Below are 16313 nucleotides of genomic sequence, written 5' to 3'. Positions count from 1 at the left end.
GGGGCGGGGCGGGGGCCGGGCGCGGCGGCGGCGTCGGTCCGGCCATGACGCCCTCGGGGCCCGGAAAGGGCGTAAAGCTGTTGGACACCGCGACCACGATCCGGTCCACCTCGCCGGCCAGGGCCTTGTCGTAACCGATGGAGACGCCCCGCAGGCCGTCCGGCCCGGCCGCATAGCGCGTGAAGAACTTGCCGCCCGGGGTCTCGCCCGCGACCACGAACAGGGTCGGCCGGTGTAGCCGGTAGGTGACCGAGCGTCCCGGGGCCGGGCTCGCCAGGTTGCGGTCGTAGAGGGCCCTGAGGTCGGCCTCGTCGCCCTCCTGGGCCCGGAGATCCAGCGTGACCCGGCCGTCGGTCGACTGAAAGCGGGTGCCGTCTCTGCCGGTCGGGCTGCGCCGTGGCAGAAGCCGCAGCGGGATGCCGAGCCTGATCCCGGTGGCCGGGTCGGACAGGATCTGAAACCCGGCCGCATTGCGGGCGGCGGCGCCGGCCGCCAGGAGCGCCGCGCGCTCGGCCGGGTCCAGGATGCCGTCCGGGGGCCGCCGTGCCCGGCGCTGATAGGCGACGATGGCCTCGAAAGTGCGCCGGCCGAAGGTCCCGTCCGCGGCCCCGCTGTAATCCCCTGTCCAGACCAGGGCGTCCTGGACCGCGCTGCGATCGTCCTCGGGCAGGCTCTCGAAGGCCGCCCGGGCCGCCTCGCCAGCCGGGGCGGGCACGGCCTCGCTGGCCGCTCCCGCCGGCTGGCCGGGAGCGGGGCTCGCGGCCAGAAGGAGCGCGGCGGCCAGAAGGGCGGCAGCGCCGGCCTTGAACGACCTGACCATCCCAGCGCCTCCATCGGCCGCGGGCCGCCCGCTCGGCGATCCTGCCACAACCGGCGGGGCCACCGGAAGGCTGCCGTGGCGGAGACTGCGCCCGGCTGCCGGTTCTATTCGGCTGCCGGATGGGCAATAGTGGCGCCCCCTCCAGGAACCGCGGTCGGCACGATCTGATGAACCCCTACGATCTCACGGGAAAACGCGTCTGGGTGGCGGGTCATCGCGGCATGGTGGGCTCGGCGATCGTGCGGCGGCTCGCGACCGAGGGTTGCGAGGTGATCACGGTGAGCCGCAGCACGCTGGATCTGAAGCGCCAGGACGACACCCGGCGCTGGATCGCCGAGACCCGCCCGGATGCGATCTTCCTGGCCGCCGCAAAGGTCGGCGGCATCCTGGCCAACGACCGTCAGCCAGCCGATTTCCTGTTCGACAACCTGATGATCGAGGCCAACATCATCGAGGGCGCGCATGCCGCCGGCGTGCAGCGACTGCTGTTCTTGGGCTCGAGCTGCATCTACCCGAAATTCGCCGAACAGCCGATCCGGGAGGAGAGCCTGCTGACGGGCGCGCTCGAGCCGACCAACGAGTGGTACGCGGTCGCCAAGATCGCCGGCATCAAGCTGGCACAGGCCTACCGGCGCCAGCACGGCCGCGACTACATCTCGGCGATGCCGACCAACCTCTATGGGCCCGGTGACAATTTCGACCTCCAGTCCAGCCACGTCCTGCCCGCGCTGATCCGCAAGGCACACGAGGCCAAGCTCCGAGGCGACCCCTCCTTCGTGGTCTGGGGCAGCGGCACGCCGCGCCGGGAGTTCCTGCACGCCGACGATTGCGCGGACGCGCTGGTGTTCCTGATGCGCACCTATTCGGAGGATCAGCACATCAATGTCGGGTCGGGCGAGGATCTCAGCATCGCGGAACTCGCCCGGATGACGGCTCGCGTCGTCGGGTTCGAGGGCGAGATCCTCCTGGACAGCTCGAAGCCGGACGGGACGCCCCGCAAGCTGATGAGCGCCGACAGGCTGCGGTCCATGGGCTGGACACCGCGCATCGACCTCGAGAGCGGCATCCGGACCACCTACGAGTGGTTTCTCGCGCACGCCGGGTGAGCGGCAGACCGAGTCCGGGCGGCGAGCCGCCGCGACAACCCGCCTCGCCCTCCCGAGCGGGGCGCGGTTGCCGCGGACGGGCCCGGTGACTAGGGCGTGCGGTGAACTCGCCATGTCCGCGGGCCCTTGGCTGCGGGCGGGCCGGCACGGACGAGCCGGACAGGAAAGGAATCGGGGGTGGCGATAGAGGCCGCGGCGCGACGCAGGCTGGATTCACCGCTGGCCATTCAGCTCCGGGTGATCTGGGCGCTGATGCTGCGCGACATCCGGACCCGCTTCTTCGGGCACGGGCTCGGCTACCTGATCGCGATCGCCTGGCCTCTGGCCCATATCACGCTGCTGCTGCTGATCTATCACTTCACGGGCCGGGTGGCGCCGCTGGGGGACAGCCTCGTGCTGTTCTTCTCCACCGCGCTCGTGCCCGTGATGTCGTTCATGTACATGTCGCGCTTCATCATGTTCGCGGCCACGACCAACCGCCCGCTGGTCGGCTTCCCCATCGTCAAGATCATCGACCTGTTCCTGGCCCGGGCGGCGCTGGAGATGCTGGCCTCGTGCTGCATGGCCATCATCGTGCTGACGGTGCTCTATGTGAGCGGGCTTCAGGCCGCGCCCGTCTACCCGCTGGAGGCCCTGTTCGCCTTCGGGGCGGCCCTTCTGCTCGGGGTCGGCATGGGCATCCTGAATGGGATGATCGCCATGGCCCTGCCAGCCTGGCCGATGTTCTACCAGCTCATGAGCATCGTCATCTACGTGTCGTCCGGCGTGCTGTTCATGCCGAGCGCATTGCCTGAGCCGATGGTCTATGCGCTGTCCTGGAATCCGATCTTCCACGCGGTGGAATGGATGCGGACGGCCTATTTCATGGGCTACACCAGTAACTTCATCGACAAGCCCTATCTCCTCGGCTGGGGCGTCGGTGCCCTCTTCCTAGGCCTCGGGGTCGAGAGACTGGTGCGGGGCGCGCTGCTGCGCTGAGCGCCGCGCGCTGCCCGCCGCCGCAGCGGCGCGATTTCCGAGGCCGCACGGCTGTGCTATCGGGTGCGCCCGCCCTGACCGGCCGGATCCGCGCCTGAACAGCCCCTCTCCGTTGGTCAGCAGGCTCGGCTGTGCAGCCGAGTTCCGCTCCATCAAGGATGCCGACCTCATGAACACCGACGGACGCAAGGTCGCTCTCATCACGGGTGTGACGGGACAGGACGGCGCCTATCTGTCGGAGCTCCTGCTGGAGAAGGGCTACGAGGTGCACGGCCTGAAGCGCCGCTCCTCCTCGTTCAACACCTCACGGATCGAGCATCTCTATCAGGACCCGCACGAACCCGATCCCCGCTTCATCCTCCATTACGGGGACCTGACGGACGCCACCAACCTGATCCGCATCGTCCAGCAGGTGCAGCCGGACGAGATCTACAACCTGGCGGCCCAGAGCCACGTTCAGGTCAGTTTCGAGACGCCTGAATACACGGCCAATTCCGACGCGCTCGGCACATTGCGGCTGCTGGAGGCGATGCGCATCCTGGGCTTGGCCGGCACCACCCGATTCTATCAGGCCTCGACCTCCGAACTCTATGGGCGCGTCCAGGAGGTGCCCCAGAGCGAGACCACGCCGTTCTACCCGCGCAGCCCCTACGCGGCCGCGAAGCTCTATGCCTACTGGATCGTGGTGAACTACCGCGAGGCCTACGGCATGCATGCCTCCAACGGCATCCTGTTCAATCACGAGAGCCCGCTGCGGGGCGAAACCTTTGTCACCCGCAAGATCACCAGGGCGGTGGCGGCCATCCAGCGAGGCGTTCAGGACCGGCTCTATCTGGGCAATCTCGACGCCAAGCGCGACTGGGGTCACGCCCGGGAATACGTGCGGGGCATGTGGCTGATGCTGCAGCAGGAGCAGCCGGACGACTACGTGCTGGCGACCGGCGAGACCGTGATGGTGCGGGACTTCGTGACCTACGCGTTCGGGCAGGCCGGCATCCGCATCGAATGGCGCGGCACCGGCGTGAACGAGGAGGGCGTCGATGCCGCCTCCGGCCGGGTGCTGGTCGGCGTCGATCCGCGCTACTTCCGGCCCACGGAGGTCGAGCTGCTGCTCGGCAACCCGGCCAAGGCGCACCAGAAGCTCGGCTGGCGGCACACGACGTCGTGGCAGGAACTCTGCAGCGAGATGGTCCAGCAGGACATGGCCTCGGCCGATCTCCAGCGCCGCCGCTCGGCGGAATAGCCGGCCCAAGGGCCGCAGGTCCGGCCGCCTCAGGCCGGCAAGGCCTCGCGGCCGCGATCCAGCTCCAGCCAGCGGGCCATCTCCGTGAGCTCCGCCTCCAGGGCGGCCCGCAGCTCCGCCGGGTCGGGGTCGGTCGGTTCCACGTGCAGGTGCTGCACCAGCAGGCGCCCGGCCGCCCGATCCGCCTTGAGATCGACCCGGGCCGCGAGGCGGTCCCCGAGCAGGAACGGCAGCGCGTAATAGCCGTGCTGCCGCTTGTGGGCCGGCATGTAGATCTCGATCCGGTAGCGGAAGCCGAACAGCCGCTCCGTCCGGTCACGAGACCAGACCAGGGGGTCGAAGGGGGAGACGAGGCTGCGCGCCGCGATCCGGCGCGGCACGGCCGCATCCCGGTCGAGATAGGCCGGGGCGGCCCAGCCCTCGACGGAGGCCGGCAGGAGGTCCCCCGCCTCCACCAGAGCGGCCACCGCCGCCCTGGACCGGGCGGGGTCGAGCCGAAAATAGTCCCGCAGGTCTGGTTCAGTCGCGACTCCGAGCGCCCGGGCCGCCACCCGGACGAGCTCGCGATGGGCATCGGACGGCTCCGGCGTCGGCCGGGCCAGCACTTCCGGCGGCAGCACGCGCTCGGGCAGGTCGTAGACCCGGGCGAAGTTGCGGCGCGTCCGGGTGGTCACGAGACCGGCCCAGAACAGCCATTCCAGCGCCCGCTTGCCGTCGCTCCACTCCCACCAGCCCTTGCGGGACGCGCCGGCCTCGGCGAGCTCCCCGGCGGTGATCGGACCGGCGCTCTCCACCTCGCGCAGCACGGCCTCGATGAAGGGCTGCCGCTCGGCCGCGAAACGGGCGAGCCCGCCATAGATGCCCCGGCCCGACCGCGCCTCCTCCATGCGCCAGCGCAGGGCGGGCTGCAGGTCCAGCCGGATCAGCGAGGCCTCGTGGCCCCAATACTCGAACAAGCTTCGGCCCCGGCCGGCATAGGCGGCGCGGTCCAGCAGCGCCGCCGGATAAGGCCCGAGCCGCGAAAAGGCCGGGACGTAATGGGCCCGCGCCAGGACGTTGACCGAATCGATCTGAACGAGGCCGAGCCGCCCGACCACCCGGGCGAGATGACGGGCCGTCGGCTGCTCCACCCGGGGCTCGCGAAAACCCGCCGCCGCGAGCGCGATCCGGCGCGCGGACGGGGCGGAGATGTGCAGGGGCCGGAGGCCCGGCCCTGCCGCCCGGCCGCTCATTGCCGCCGGATCAGCCGGCCGCGTCGGCGCCCGGGCCGAGGCTGCGCGACAGCCGATCCAGCCGTTCGGCCGAAAGGTTCAGGGCGTCGGCAAGCTGGCGCTCGGCCTTTTCCGACCTGTCCACATTGGCGGCTGCGACCGCCCGCATGGCCGCGACCTCGCCTTCCAGGGCCTCGACGCGGCGGCGCGTTTCCGCCAGTTCGTCGGCCGTCATGAGGGCCGCCATGACATGCAGGCGCATGTCGCCGATCTCGCCGAAGGTGCGGCGCATCTCGGCGATGCGGCTGTCGAAGGCGGCGGCGAGCGCCTCGAGATGGCGCTCCTCGCCCTCGCCGCAGGCCATGCGGTAGGAGCGGCCCGCGATGGTGACTTGAACATGGGCCAAGTGTCAGGTCCGCCCGGACAGGTCGCGGGCAGCCGTCTCGCCGCCGGGCTGGGCAGCGGAGAGAACCTGCTGCACGGCCGCGATGGCGCTGCCGATCCGCTGGCCGACATGGGTCGAGACCGCCTCGACCTGCGCCAGCCGCAGCGTGGCGCTTTCGAGTTCGGTGGCGAGCCGGGCCCGGTCGTCCTGCATCACGCCGAGCTCGACTTCGATGTCGGTTTGCCGCGCCTCTGAATCCATGAAGCGGCCGAGCGCCGTTTCCAGCCGGCCAAGTGCCGCCTGCATACGTCCCATCGCGTCAGCGAGCTCAGACCCCATGGCGATCTCCCAGGAGAGCGACCATGTAGACGCTGCCGTTTGATTTGCGAAGCGTCGCTTGTTAAGCCCCGGCCGCGCTCCCGCCCCCTTCGCGCCCCGGGCCGCGCCTCCGAGAACCTGCCTTGCCCCAGCCAGTTCAGCCTGTTCGCGTCGACCATTCCAAGCTCGCAGCCGCCGTCCGGGCGCTCGCCATGGATGGCGTGGAGAAGGCCAAATCCGGTCATCCCGGCCTGCCGATGGGCGCCGCGGACGTTGCCACCGTGCTGTTCACGCGATTCCTGAAATACGACGCGGCCGCGCCCGACTGGCCGGACCGCGACCGATTCGTGCTCTCCGCCGGCCACGGCTCCATGCTGCTCTACAGCCTGCTGTACCTGATCGGCAGCCCGGGCATGACCGTCGACGAGCTGAAGCGCTTCCGCCAGCTCGATTCCAAGACGCCCGGCCACCCCGAGCATTTCATGACCCCCGGGATCGAGACCACCACCGGGCCCCTCGGCCAGGGGCTCGCGACCTCGGTCGGCATGGCCATCGCCGAGCGCATGCTGGCGGCCGAGTTCGGCCCGGGCATCAGCGATCACCACACCTATGTGCTGTGCTCCGACGGCGACCTGATGGAGGGCGTCTCGCAGGAGGCGATCGCGCTCGCCGGACACCTCAAGCTGTCCCGGCTGGTCGTCCTGCACGACGACAACGGCATCTCCATCGACGGCCCGCTGTCGCTTGCCGATTCGGTGGATCAGCCGATGCGCTTCGAGAGCTGCGGCTGGCGCAGCGAGCGCATCGACGGCCACGACCCCGAGGCGATCGCCGCCGCGATCGAGCGGGCGCGTGCGTCCGACCGGCCGAGCTTCATCGCCTGCCGGACCACCATCGGCTTCGGCGCCCCGAAGAAGGCTGGGACCTCCAAGGCGCATGGCGAGCCGCTCGGTGCCGAGGAGCTGGCCGGCGCCAAGGCCGCGATCGGCTGGACTGCGGCCCCGTTCGAGGTGCCGGACGACATCCTGTCCGCCTGGCGCGAAGCGGGCCGCCGGGGCGCCTCCGAGCGCGACGCCTGGAACGCGCGCGCGGCCGCCATGGACGAGGCGCCGAAGCGCGATCTCGGCCGCCGCATGAAATGGGAGCTGCCCGAGGCGCTGGACGGCGCCGTGGCCGAGCTCAAGGCGCGGCTGATCAGCAAGCCCGAGAGCATCGCCACCCGCAAGGCGAGCGAACTGGCCCTCGAGGCCATCACGGCGGCCATGCCGGAGCTGCTGCTCGGCTCGGCCGACCTCACGCCCTCCAACAACACCCGGACCAAGGCCGCCCGCGAGATCGCGCCAGGCGCGTTCTCGGGCCGCTACATCCATTACGGCATCCGCGAGCACGGCATGTGCGCGGCCATGAACGGCATCGCGCTGCATGGCGGCTACCGGCCGGCCGGCGCCACCTTCCTGGTGTTCAGCGACTACGCCCGGCCCTCGATGCGGATCGCGGCCCTGTCGGGCATTCCGGCGATCTACGTGTTCACCCACGATTCGATCGGCCTCGGCGAGGACGGCCCGACGCACCAGCCGGTGGAACATCTGGCGGCCCTGCGCTCCATGCCGAACCTGCGCGTGTTCCGGCCGGCCGATGCGGTCGAGACGCTGGAATGCTGGCAGCTCGCCCTTCAGCGCACGGACGGCCCGAGCCTGCTCGCGCTGACGCGTCAGAACCTGCGGCCGGTCCGCACGGAAGCCTCCGCCGGCAATGGCTGTGCGGCTGGCGCCTACGAGGTGCTGGCGGCCGAGAACGCGGCCGCGACCATCTTCGCGTCCGGCTCCGAGGTCGAGATCGCGCTGGACGGGGCGAAGCTCCTGGCGGAGCGCGGCATCCCGGCCCGCGTGGTGTCGGTGCCCTCGCTCGACCTGTTTCTGGCCCAGCCCGAGGAGACGCGGCGCGCCATCATCGGCACGGCTCCGATCCGCATGGCGGTCGAGGCGGCGGTCCGCTTCGGCTGGGACGCCGTGATCGGCGACCGCGGCCTGTTCGTCGGGATGACCGGGTTCGGGGCGAGCGCTCCCTACAAGGAACTCTACCGCCATTTCGGCATCACGGCCGAAGCGGTGGCGGACGGGGTGGCGAGATCCCATAATCAGCGGAACGCCTGAACGGCATCGAATTCGGTGCGGGGCGAGCGGAGGACGAAATGACGGTGAAGGTCGCGATCAACGGGTTCGGGCGCATCGGGCGCAACATTCTGCGCGCCATCCACGAGAGCGGTCGGACCGACATCGAGGTCGTGGCCATCAACGATCTCGGCCCGGTGGACACGAACGCGCATCTGCTGCGGTTCGATTCGGTGCATGGCCGCTACCCCGGCAAGGTCGAGGTGGACGGCGACCACCTGGTGGTCGACGGCAAGCGCATCCGCGTCACCGCGATCCGCAACCCGGCCGAACTGCCGCACCGTGAACTCGGCGTCGACATCGCCATGGAATGCACCGGCATCTTCACCTCCAAGGAGAAGGCCAAGGCGCATCTCGACGCGGGCGCCCGGCGCGTCCTCGTCTCCGCGCCCGCCGACAATGCCGACATCACGGTGGTCTACGGGGTCAACCACGACAAGCTGACGCGGGACCATTTCGTGGTCTCCAACGCGTCCTGCACGACCAACTGCCTGGCCCCGGTCGCCAAGGTCCTGAACGACGCCGTCGGCATCGAGCGCGGCTTCATGACCACGGTGCATTCCTACACCAACGACCAGCCTTCGCTCGACCAGATGCACAAGGACCTGTACCGCGGCCGCGCGGCGGCCCTGTCCATGATCCCGACCTCGACGGGTGCCGCCAAGGCCGTCGGCCTGGTCCTGCCCGAGCTGAACGGCAAGCTCGACGGCACGGCCATCCGGGTGCCGACCCCGAACGTGTCGATGATCGACTTCAAGTTCGTGGCCAAGAAGGCCACCAGCAAGGAGGAAATCAACGACGCGGTGAAGCGGGCGGCCGAGCAGCAGCTCAAGGGCGTTCTCGCCTATACGGATCGGCCCAACGTCTCGATCGACTTCAACCACGATCCGCACTCGTCCACCTTCCACCTCGACCAGACCAAGGTGATGGACGGAACCTTTGTCCGGATTCTGTCCTGGTACGACAACGAGTGGGGCTTCTCGAACCGCATGGCCGATACCGCCGTCGCGATGGCCAAGCTCGGCTAAGGGTTGCACCAGGGGCCGGAGGCAGAACGTACGATGTCCGACACGATCACGGGGCCGCGGCTGGAGCCCATCCTGGACCCCGGCCCTGGGCAGGACCGGACGTCGCAGCCGGCTCCGGCTGCAACTCCCGCGGCCTACCCGGCGCAGGCCCAGCAGCCCGCGCCGGCGGCCAGCGGGCCGAGCAGCCTGTCCGACCAGCTGGCGCGGCTGGAGGACAAGACGGCCCGGATCGAGGAGAAGCTCGCCCGGTCCGAAGCCGCGACGCAGCGCGTCGTGGACCGCTTCGAGGCTGCCTCGCACCGGATGAGCGAGGTCGCCCAGCAATCCGACCTCGTCGCGACCCGCGCCGAGGTGAAGTTCATCGCCCGCCGGGTGCGGGCGCTTCCGGGCTTCGCCGCCCTGGTCATGGCCTCGGTGATGACCGCCATCCTGACCGCCGCCCTGACCGTGGTGATCATCCGCTACATGCCGGGCCTGCTCGCCCGCTGATCGGGCCGCCTGGCATCCTTCGGCCCGGCTCCGCGCCGGGCCGGCCGCTCCGCGCCGCCCGTCTCCCGCCGCTGCCGAGCGGCCGCGACTGAACGTCCCTGGCCCTTGCTACGCCCTGGACAGGTCGGTGAAGCAATGCAACTGACGGTGTCGAAGTGGAGGCTCGCCCTTCGACATGCCAAATACTCGTCCGCGGGTCCTCCTGATCTTTCCCCGCTTCAATCCGCATTCCTTCTGGAGCCTCAAGGCTGCCTGTGAGGTGTGGGGCGCACGCTGCCCGGCTCCACCGCTCGGCCTGATCACGCTGGCAGCCCTGCTGCCGCAGAGCTGGGACCTCAAGCTCGTCAACCTCAACGCGGAAGAGCTGGACGACGCGGAGCTCGGTGCGGCCGACCTCGTTCTCACCGGCGGGATGCTGCCGCAGCAGCCGGACAGCCTGCGCATCATCGAGCTGTGCCGCAGCCGCGGCATTCCGGTCGCCGTGGGCGGGCCGGACGTCACCTCGAGCCCCCACGTCTATGCCGGCGCCGATTTCCGCGTCCTGGGCGAGGCCGAGGGCGTCATCGGCGAATTCGTGGCCGCCTGGGACAGCGGCGTGCGCCAGGGCGTCTTCGAGGCTCCCAAGTTCCAGGCCGACGTGACCCGCAGTCCGATCCCCCGGTTCGACCTGCTCGATTTCGACCATTACCTCTTTGTCGGTGTGCAGTTCTCGCGCGGCTGCCCCTTCACCTGCGAATTCTGCGACATCATCGAGCTGTATGGTCGCGTCCCCCGCACCAAGACGAACGAGCAGATGCTGGCCGAGCTCGACCGGCTCTACGAGCTCGGTTTCCGCGGCCATGTCGATTTCGTGGACGACAACCTGATCGGCAACAAGAAGGCCGTAAAAGGATTTCTGCCCCATCTCATCGCCTGGCAGCGGCAGAAGAAGTACCCGTTCCTGTTCTCGACCGAGGCGTCGCTCAATCTGGCCGACGACCCCGATTTGCTGGCCATGATGCGGGAGGCGAATTTCTTCGCCAGCTTCGTCGGCATCGAGAGCCCGGATGAGGAGACCCTCATCCAGATGCGCAAGAAGCAGAATACCCGCCGCAGCATCGAGGACAGCGTGGCCCGCATCAATCGGGCCGGCATCTTCGTCACCGCCGGCTTCATCGTCGGGTTCGATGCCGAAAAGGGCAGGGTGGCGGAGGCGCTGCGCACCTGCATCGAGACCACCAACATCCCGATGGCCATCGTCGGGCTGCTGACGGCCCTGCCGAACACGCAGCTGACCCGGCGGCTGGCCAAGGAGGGGCGGCTGCACGCCGCCTTCGAGAAGCCGCCGGAAGGCGCGGGCGACCAATGCACCGGCGGGCTCAATTTCGTGCCGCTGCGGCCGCGCCGGGACATCCTGGCCGACTACCGGTCCGTGCTGGCCGACATCTACGAGCCGGCGGCCTTCTTCGGGCGGGTGCGGCGGCTGGCCCGGGTCCTCGACCGCGCGCCCTTCCTGCCGCAAATCACCTGGAAGGGGCTGCGGCGCGATCTGCGGGCGCTGGGGCGGCTGCTGTATCGCTTCACGGTGGCCGAGCCTCGCCTGGCCCGCCATTTCTGGCCGGCAATCGTGGATTGCGCCCGCACCAATCCGCGCGCCCTGCAGGTGCTGTTGTTCAACATCGTCCCCTACCTGCATCTCGGCCCCTTCGCCCGGCACGTGATCGCCGAGATCGACCGCCAGATCGCCGAGATCGATGCCGGGCTTGTGGTTGAGCCCGAACTGTACCGGGCGCCGGCCGTCCCGGCGGGCCCGGCCCCGATGCTGGCGGTGGCCTGATCGGGCTTGGCAAGCCCGCGCGGCTGCAGCTAGGAAACCGGCGGCCGCCATGTGAGCCCCGGGCGGCGGCGTGACCGGACCTTCGATGAAAAGCTTCCGCACCCTGGACGATGCCGGCGACCTGCGCGGCAAGCGCGTTCTGCTCCGCGTGGACCTGAACGTGCCGACCGAGAACGGCAGGGTCACCGACGCCACCCGGATCGAGCGCGTGCTGCCGACCATCCGGGAGATCGCCGGCCATGGCGGGCGGGTCATCCTGCTGGCCCATTTCGGCCGCCCCAAGGGCAAGCGCAGCGAGGCCGATACGCTGCGGCCGGTTGGAACGGAACTCGGCCGCCACCTCGACGCGCCGGTGGCCTTCGCCGAGGATTGCATCGGAGAGCCGGCCGAGCGCGCCGTCGCGGCCATGAAGGACGGCGACGTCCTGCTGCTCGAAAACACCCGCTTCCATGCGGGCGAGGAGGCGAACGATCCCGCTCTGGCGCGCAGCCTCGCCGCGCTCGGCGACCTCTACGTCAACGACGCCTTCTCGGCCGCCCACCGGGCCCATGCCTCGACGGAGGGCATCGCCCACCTGCTGCCGGCCTTCGCCGGCCGCACCATGGAGGCCGAGCTCGAGGCGTTGTCCAAGGGTCTGGAGGCGCCGGAGCATCCGGTCGTGGCCATCGTCGGCGGGGCCAAGGTCTCGACCAAGATCGACCTTCTGGAGAACCTGGTCGGCCGCGTCGACGCGCTGGTGATCGGCGGCGGCATGGCCAACACCTTCCTGAACGCCATCGACATCGGGATCGGTCGCTCGCTCTGCGAGAAGGACCTGGCCGCCACCGCGCAGCGCATCCTGGACCGCGCCCGCGAGACGGGCTGCGCCATCATCCTGCCGGTGGACGGCGTGGTGGCGGAGGAGTTCAAGGCCGGCGCGCCGCATCACACCTACGGCATCGACGCGATCCCCTCGAACGGGATGATCCTGGATATCGGCTCGCAATCGGTGGAGCGCGTCAACGCCGCCATCGACGACGCCAGGACGCTGGTCTGGAACGGCCCGCTGGGCGCCTTCGAGATCGCCCCCTTCGACCAGGGCACGGTGGCGGCCGCCCGGCACGCGGCCGAGCGCACCCGGGCCGGCAAGCTCGTCTCTGTGGCGGGCGGCGGCGACACGGTCGCGGCGCTGAACCATGCCGGCGTGAGCGAGAGCTTCACCTACGTGTCCACCGCCGGCGGCGCCTTCCTGGAATGGCTCGAAGGCAAGTCGCTGCCGGGCGTCGAGGCCCTGAAGGCGCGCTGACCGTCCGGCGCGGCCGTCCCGCCTCCGGGACGGGCTGGACCGGCCTCCCGGCCGCGCCCATTCGCCGGTCCGGGCGATACCACCTTAGGATTGATTCCGGGTTGCGTTTGCTCCTCCCGGACCCCGCTGCTAGGGACCCAGCCGCTACGGGGTAGTCGAGAACGAGATGAAAGTTGCGGTTCTGGGCGCCGGGTATGTGGGCCTCGTCTCGGGTGCGTGTTTCGCCGATTTCGGACACGTCGTGACCTGCGTCGACACCGATGCGGGCAAGATCGAGGCGCTGCGGCGAGGGCGGGTGCCCATCTTCGAGCCCGGGCTGGAGGATCTGGTGGCCCGCAATGTCGGCGCCCGGCGGCTGTTTTTCAGCACCGATCTGCGCGAGGCCGTGGCCAAGGCCGAGGTCGTCTTCATCGCGGTGGGTACGCCGGCCCGGCACGGCGACGGCCATGCCGACCTGACCTACGTCTACCAAGCGGCGCGCGACGTCGCGGCCGTCATGTCCGGCTTCAAGGTGGTGGTGACGAAGTCGACCGTTCCGGTCGGAACCGGCGACGAGGTCGAACGCGTGATCCGGTCGGTCCGCCCCGACGCGGACGTGGCCGTGGTGTCGAACCCCGAATTCCTGCGCGAAGGCGCGGCCATCAGCGACTTCAAGCGGCCGGACCGGATCGTGGTCGGCACGGACGATGCACGCGCCGAAGCGGTGATGCGGGAACTCTATCGTCCGCTCTACCTCAACCAGGCGCCCATTCTGGTGACGAGCCGGCGCACGGCCGAACTGACCAAATATGCCGGCAACGCCTTTCTGGCGACCAAGATCACCTTCATCAACGAGATCGCGGCCCTGTGCGAGCAGGTCGGCGCCGACGTTCAGGACGTCGCGCGCGGGATCGGCCTCGACAACCGGATCGGCTCCAAATTCCTCCATGCCGGGCCGGGCTATGGCGGGTCCTGCTTCCCCAAGGACACCGCCGCGCTGATCCGGACCGCCCGCGAGGCCGGGTCGCCGGTGCGGATCGTGGAGACCGTGCTGGCCGTCAACGAGGCCCGCAAGGCCGCCATGGCCGAGAAGGTCATCGCCGCCTGCGGCGGTTCGGTGGCCGGCCTGACCATCGCCGTGCTGGGCCTCACCTTCAAGCCCAATACCGACGACATGCGGGACGCCCCGTCCCTCGTCATTCTGCCGGCGCTGCAGGCGGCAGGGGCGCGGCTGCGGGCCTACGACCCCGAAGGCCGGGAGGCCGCAGCCCAGCTCCTGCCCGACGTCGATTTCGCCGACGATCCCTATGCCTGCCTGGAGGGCGCCGACGCGCTGGTCATCATCACCGAGTGGGACGCCTTCCGGGCCCTGGATCTCGAGCGCGTGAAGTCGCTGCTCTCCGAGCCGATCGTCGTGGACCTGCGCAACATCTACCAGCCCGAGCTCATGGCCCGGCACGGATTCCGCTATGTTGGCGTCGGCCGCGGCACGCCGAGTGGGGACTCGTCGCCCCCCACGGACTCGACGCAGCCCGTCGCCGCCAAGGAGCGCGTCTGATGCGGTATGGCAGCACCAAGAAGATCCTGGTCACCGGCGGGGCCGGGTTTTTGGGATCGCATCTCTGCGAGAGGCTGCTGGAGCAGGGCCACGAGGTCCTGTGCGTCGACAACTTCTTCACCGGCGCCCGGCGCAATGTCGCCCACCTGCTCGACAACAGCAGCTTCGAGCTGATGCGTCACGACGTGACTCACCCGCTCTTCGTGGAAGTCGACGAGATCTACAATCTCGCCTGCCCGGCCTCGCCGGTGCATTACCAGTTCGACCCCGTGCAGACGACCAAGACGAGCGTGCACGGCGCCATCAACATGCTCGGCCTCGCCAAGCGCCTCAAGGCCAAGGTGCTGCAGGCCTCGACCTCCGAGGTCTATGGCGACCCCGAGGTCCATCCCCAGCCCGAGGAATATTGGGGCCGCGTCAACCCGGTCGGCTTTCGCAGCTGCTACGACGAAGGCAAGCGTTGCGCCGAAACGCTCTTCTTCGACTATTACCGCCAGCATAAGCTCGCCGTGAAGGTGGTGCGGATCTTCAACACCTACGGCCCGCGCATGCACCCGAACGACGGCCGGGTGGTGTCAAACCTGATCGTACAGGCGCTGAAGGGCGAGGACATCACGATCTATGGCGACGGCTCGCAGACCCGCGCCTTCTGCTACGTCGACGACCTGATCGAAGCCATGATGCGCATGATGGCGACGGGGCCGGAGGTGGTGGGCCCGATCAACATCGGCAATCCGGGCGAATTCTCGATCCGCCAGCTCGCCGATCTCGTGATCGAACTGACCGGCACAACGTCCAAGATCGTGTCACGCCCGCTGCCGCCCGACGATCCGCGGCAACGCCGGCCCGACATCACCCGGGCCAAGGAGGTTCTCGGCTGGGAGCCGAGCGTGCCGCTGCGCGAGGGGCTGACCAAGACGGTGGCCTATTTCCAGCAGCTCATGCGCGAGTAGGGGCCGGGCCCGTCCTGCCCGGATCCGGCGCCCGCCGGAACGGCCGATTTGAGGAAAAAGGGTTCGCGACGGGCCGACGACCGGCTAAAGACGCGGCAAACCCCCGCCCGCCGCAGAGGAACGCCATGGCCCGCATCACGCTCCGACAGCTCCTGGACCACGCCGCCGAGCATTCCTATGGCGTGCCGGCCTTCAACATCAACAACATGGAGCAGGCGCTCGCCATCATGGAGGCCGCGAATGCGGTCGACGCGCCTGTCATTATCCAGGCCTCGCGCGGCGCGCGCTCCTACGCCAACGACGTCATGCTGAAGCACATGATGGACGCCGTGACGGAGATCTATCCGCACATCCCCGTCTGCGTGCATCTCGACCACGGCAACGAGCCGGCGACCTGCATGACGGCCATCCAGGCCGGCTTCACCTCCGTCATGATGGACGGCTCGCTGAAGGCGGACGGCAAGACCCCGGGCGATTGGGACTACAACGTGCGGGTCACCAAGACCGTCACGGACATGGCCCATCTCGGCGGCATCTCGGTCGAGGGGGAGCTCGGCGTGCTGGGTTCGCTCGAGAGCGGCATGGGCGAGGCCGAGGACGGCCACGGCGCGGAAGGCAAGCTCAGCCACGACCAGCTCCTCACCAATCCGGACGAGGCCGTGAAGTTCGTGGCCGAGACCAAGGTCGACGCGCTGGCGATCGCCATGGGCACCTCGCACGGTGCCTACAAGTTCACCCGGAAGCCGGACGGCGCGGTGCTCGCGATGAGCGTGATCGAGGAGATCCACCGCAAGCTGCCCGAGACGCATCTCGTGATGCACGGCTCCTCGTCGGTGCCGCAGGAGTTGCAGGACATCATCAACCGCTATGGCGGGCAGATGAAGCCGACCTGGGGCGTGCCGGTGGAAGAGATCCAGCGCGGCATCAAGCACGGCGTGCGCAAGATCAACATCGACACGGACAACCGCATGGC

Annotated in this window: 15 protein-coding genes; 11 read left to right on the top strand and 4 right to left on the bottom strand. The window is 69.4% G+C overall.

Annotated elements, in window-relative coordinates; genetic code table 11:
• Positions 1 to 820: peptidoglycan-binding domain-containing protein (locus JWR86_RS04370; protein ID WP_299561280.1), on the bottom strand; the 820-nt coding region annotated here is incomplete at its 3' end.
• 167 nt (positions 821 to 987) lie between these two features.
• On the opposite strand from JWR86_RS04370, the gene JWR86_RS04365 reads away from it, so the two are divergent.
• The 3 genes from JWR86_RS04365 (at position 988) to gmd (ending at position 4147) form a co-directional block, all read left to right on the top strand.
• Positions 988 to 1926, top strand: a complete 939-nt coding sequence (locus JWR86_RS04365; RefSeq protein ID WP_299561277.1) for a GDP-L-fucose synthase — start codon at positions 988 to 990, stop codon at positions 1924 to 1926.
• A gap of 177 nt (positions 1927 to 2103) precedes the next feature.
• Positions 2104 to 2904, top strand: coding sequence for an ABC transporter permease (locus JWR86_RS04360; RefSeq protein ID WP_299561274.1), 801 nt, complete (start codon positions 2104 to 2106; stop codon positions 2902 to 2904).
• 169 nt (positions 2905 to 3073) lie between these two features.
• The gene (gene gmd, locus JWR86_RS04355; RefSeq protein ID WP_299561271.1) at positions 3074 to 4147 is read left to right on the top strand and encodes a GDP-mannose 4,6-dehydratase; all 1074 of its coding nucleotides are present in this window, start codon (positions 3074 to 3076) and stop codon (positions 4145 to 4147) included.
• Positions 4148 to 4176: 29 nt separating this feature from the next.
• Here gmd and JWR86_RS04350 read toward each other — a convergent pair whose 3' ends face one another.
• From JWR86_RS04350 to JWR86_RS04340, 3 genes are read right to left on the bottom strand one after another with little or no spacing between them, the layout of a single operon-like run.
• Positions 4177 to 5379 carry a crosslink repair DNA glycosylase YcaQ family protein gene (locus tag JWR86_RS04350; RefSeq protein ID WP_299561268.1) on the bottom strand — a complete coding sequence of 401 codons (1203 nt, stop codon included), beginning with the start codon at positions 5377 to 5379 and terminating at the stop codon, positions 4177 to 4179.
• A gap of 10 nt (positions 5380 to 5389) precedes the next feature.
• Positions 5390 to 5764 (bottom strand): cell division protein ZapA, encoded by a 375-nt coding sequence (locus tag JWR86_RS04345; protein WP_299561265.1) that lies wholly within the window; start codon positions 5762 to 5764, stop codon positions 5390 to 5392.
• A gap of 3 nt (positions 5765 to 5767) precedes the next feature.
• The gene (locus JWR86_RS04340; RefSeq protein ID WP_299561262.1) at positions 5768 to 6082 is read right to left on the bottom strand and encodes a DUF4164 family protein; all 315 of its coding nucleotides are present in this window, start codon (positions 6080 to 6082) and stop codon (positions 5768 to 5770) included.
• A 122-nt stretch (positions 6083 to 6204) separates the two neighbouring features.
• Here JWR86_RS04340 and tkt point away from each other — a divergent pair, with 122 nt between their 5' ends.
• From tkt to fba, 8 genes are all read left to right on the top strand, one after another.
• Positions 6205 to 8214 (top strand): transketolase, encoded by a 2010-nt coding sequence (gene tkt / locus JWR86_RS04335; RefSeq protein WP_299561259.1) that lies wholly within the window; start codon positions 6205 to 6207, stop codon positions 8212 to 8214.
• A 38-nt stretch (positions 8215 to 8252) separates the two neighbouring features.
• Positions 8253 to 9260 carry a type I glyceraldehyde-3-phosphate dehydrogenase gene (gap, locus tag JWR86_RS04330; RefSeq protein WP_299561256.1) on the top strand — a complete coding sequence of 336 codons (1008 nt, stop codon included), beginning with the start codon at positions 8253 to 8255 and terminating at the stop codon, positions 9258 to 9260.
• 33 nt (positions 9261 to 9293) lie between these two features.
• On the top strand, positions 9294 to 9749 hold the full coding sequence (locus JWR86_RS04325; protein ID WP_299561253.1) for a hypothetical protein: 456 nt from the start codon (positions 9294 to 9296) through the stop codon (positions 9747 to 9749).
• Between the two features lie 175 nt (positions 9750 to 9924).
• Entirely contained in the window at positions 9925 to 11565 is a 1641-nt protein-coding gene (locus tag JWR86_RS04320) for a radical SAM protein (protein ID WP_299561250.1), read from the top strand.
• Positions 11566 to 11650: 85 nt separating this feature from the next.
• A complete protein-coding gene (locus JWR86_RS04315; protein WP_299561247.1) occupies positions 11651 to 12850 on the top strand; it encodes a phosphoglycerate kinase in 1200 nt (399 codons plus the stop codon).
• Positions 12851 to 13016: 166 nt separating this feature from the next.
• A complete protein-coding gene (locus JWR86_RS04310) occupies positions 13017 to 14387 on the top strand; it encodes a UDP-glucose/GDP-mannose dehydrogenase family protein (protein WP_299561244.1) in 1371 nt (456 codons plus the stop codon).
• The gene (locus JWR86_RS04305; RefSeq protein WP_299561241.1) at positions 14387 to 15340 is read left to right on the top strand and encodes a UDP-glucuronic acid decarboxylase family protein; all 954 of its coding nucleotides are present in this window, start codon (positions 14387 to 14389) and stop codon (positions 15338 to 15340) included. Before JWR86_RS04310 ends, JWR86_RS04305 begins: the two co-directional genes overlap by 1 nt.
• A gap of 125 nt (positions 15341 to 15465) precedes the next feature.
• The coding region (gene fba, locus JWR86_RS04300) for a class II fructose-bisphosphate aldolase (RefSeq protein WP_299561238.1) at positions 15466 to 16313 on the top strand (848 nt) is incomplete at its 3' end.

This window comes from Enterovirga sp. (assembly GCF_028290205.1).
GTDB lineage: Bacteria > Pseudomonadota > Alphaproteobacteria > Rhizobiales > Beijerinckiaceae > Enterovirga.
This window is presented reverse-complemented; position numbering and strand designations above follow the sequence as displayed.

What these genes read in the sequence shown, in the direction of transcription:
- JWR86_RS04320 (WP_299561250.1), top strand. Translation starts at nt 9,925, where the DNA reads ATGCCAAATACTCGTCCGCGGGTCCTCCTGATCTTTCCCCGCTTCAAT.
- JWR86_RS04305 (WP_299561241.1), top strand. Translation starts at nt 14,387, where the DNA reads ATGCGGTATGGCAGCACCAAGAAGATCCTGGTCACCGGCGGGGCCGGG.
- JWR86_RS04310 (WP_299561244.1), top strand. Translation starts at nt 13,017, where the DNA reads ATGAAAGTTGCGGTTCTGGGCGCCGGGTATGTGGGCCTCGTCTCGGGT.
- gap (WP_299561256.1), top strand. Translation starts at nt 8,253, where the DNA reads ATGACGGTGAAGGTCGCGATCAACGGGTTCGGGCGCATCGGGCGCAAC.
- gmd (WP_299561271.1), top strand. Translation starts at nt 3,074, where the DNA reads ATGAACACCGACGGACGCAAGGTCGCTCTCATCACGGGTGTGACGGGA.
- JWR86_RS04365 (WP_299561277.1), top strand. Translation starts at nt 988, where the DNA reads ATGAACCCCTACGATCTCACGGGAAAACGCGTCTGGGTGGCGGGTCAT.
- JWR86_RS04325 (WP_299561253.1), top strand. Translation starts at nt 9,294, where the DNA reads ATGTCCGACACGATCACGGGGCCGCGGCTGGAGCCCATCCTGGACCCC.
- JWR86_RS04350 (WP_299561268.1), bottom strand. Translation starts at nt 5,379, where the DNA reads ATGAGCGGCCGGGCGGCAGGGCCGGGCCTCCGGCCCCTGCACATCTCC.
- JWR86_RS04315 (WP_299561247.1), top strand. Translation starts at nt 11,651, where the DNA reads ATGAAAAGCTTCCGCACCCTGGACGATGCCGGCGACCTGCGCGGCAAG.
- JWR86_RS04340 (WP_299561262.1), bottom strand. Translation starts at nt 6,082, where the DNA reads ATGGGGTCTGAGCTCGCTGACGCGATGGGACGTATGCAGGCGGCACTT.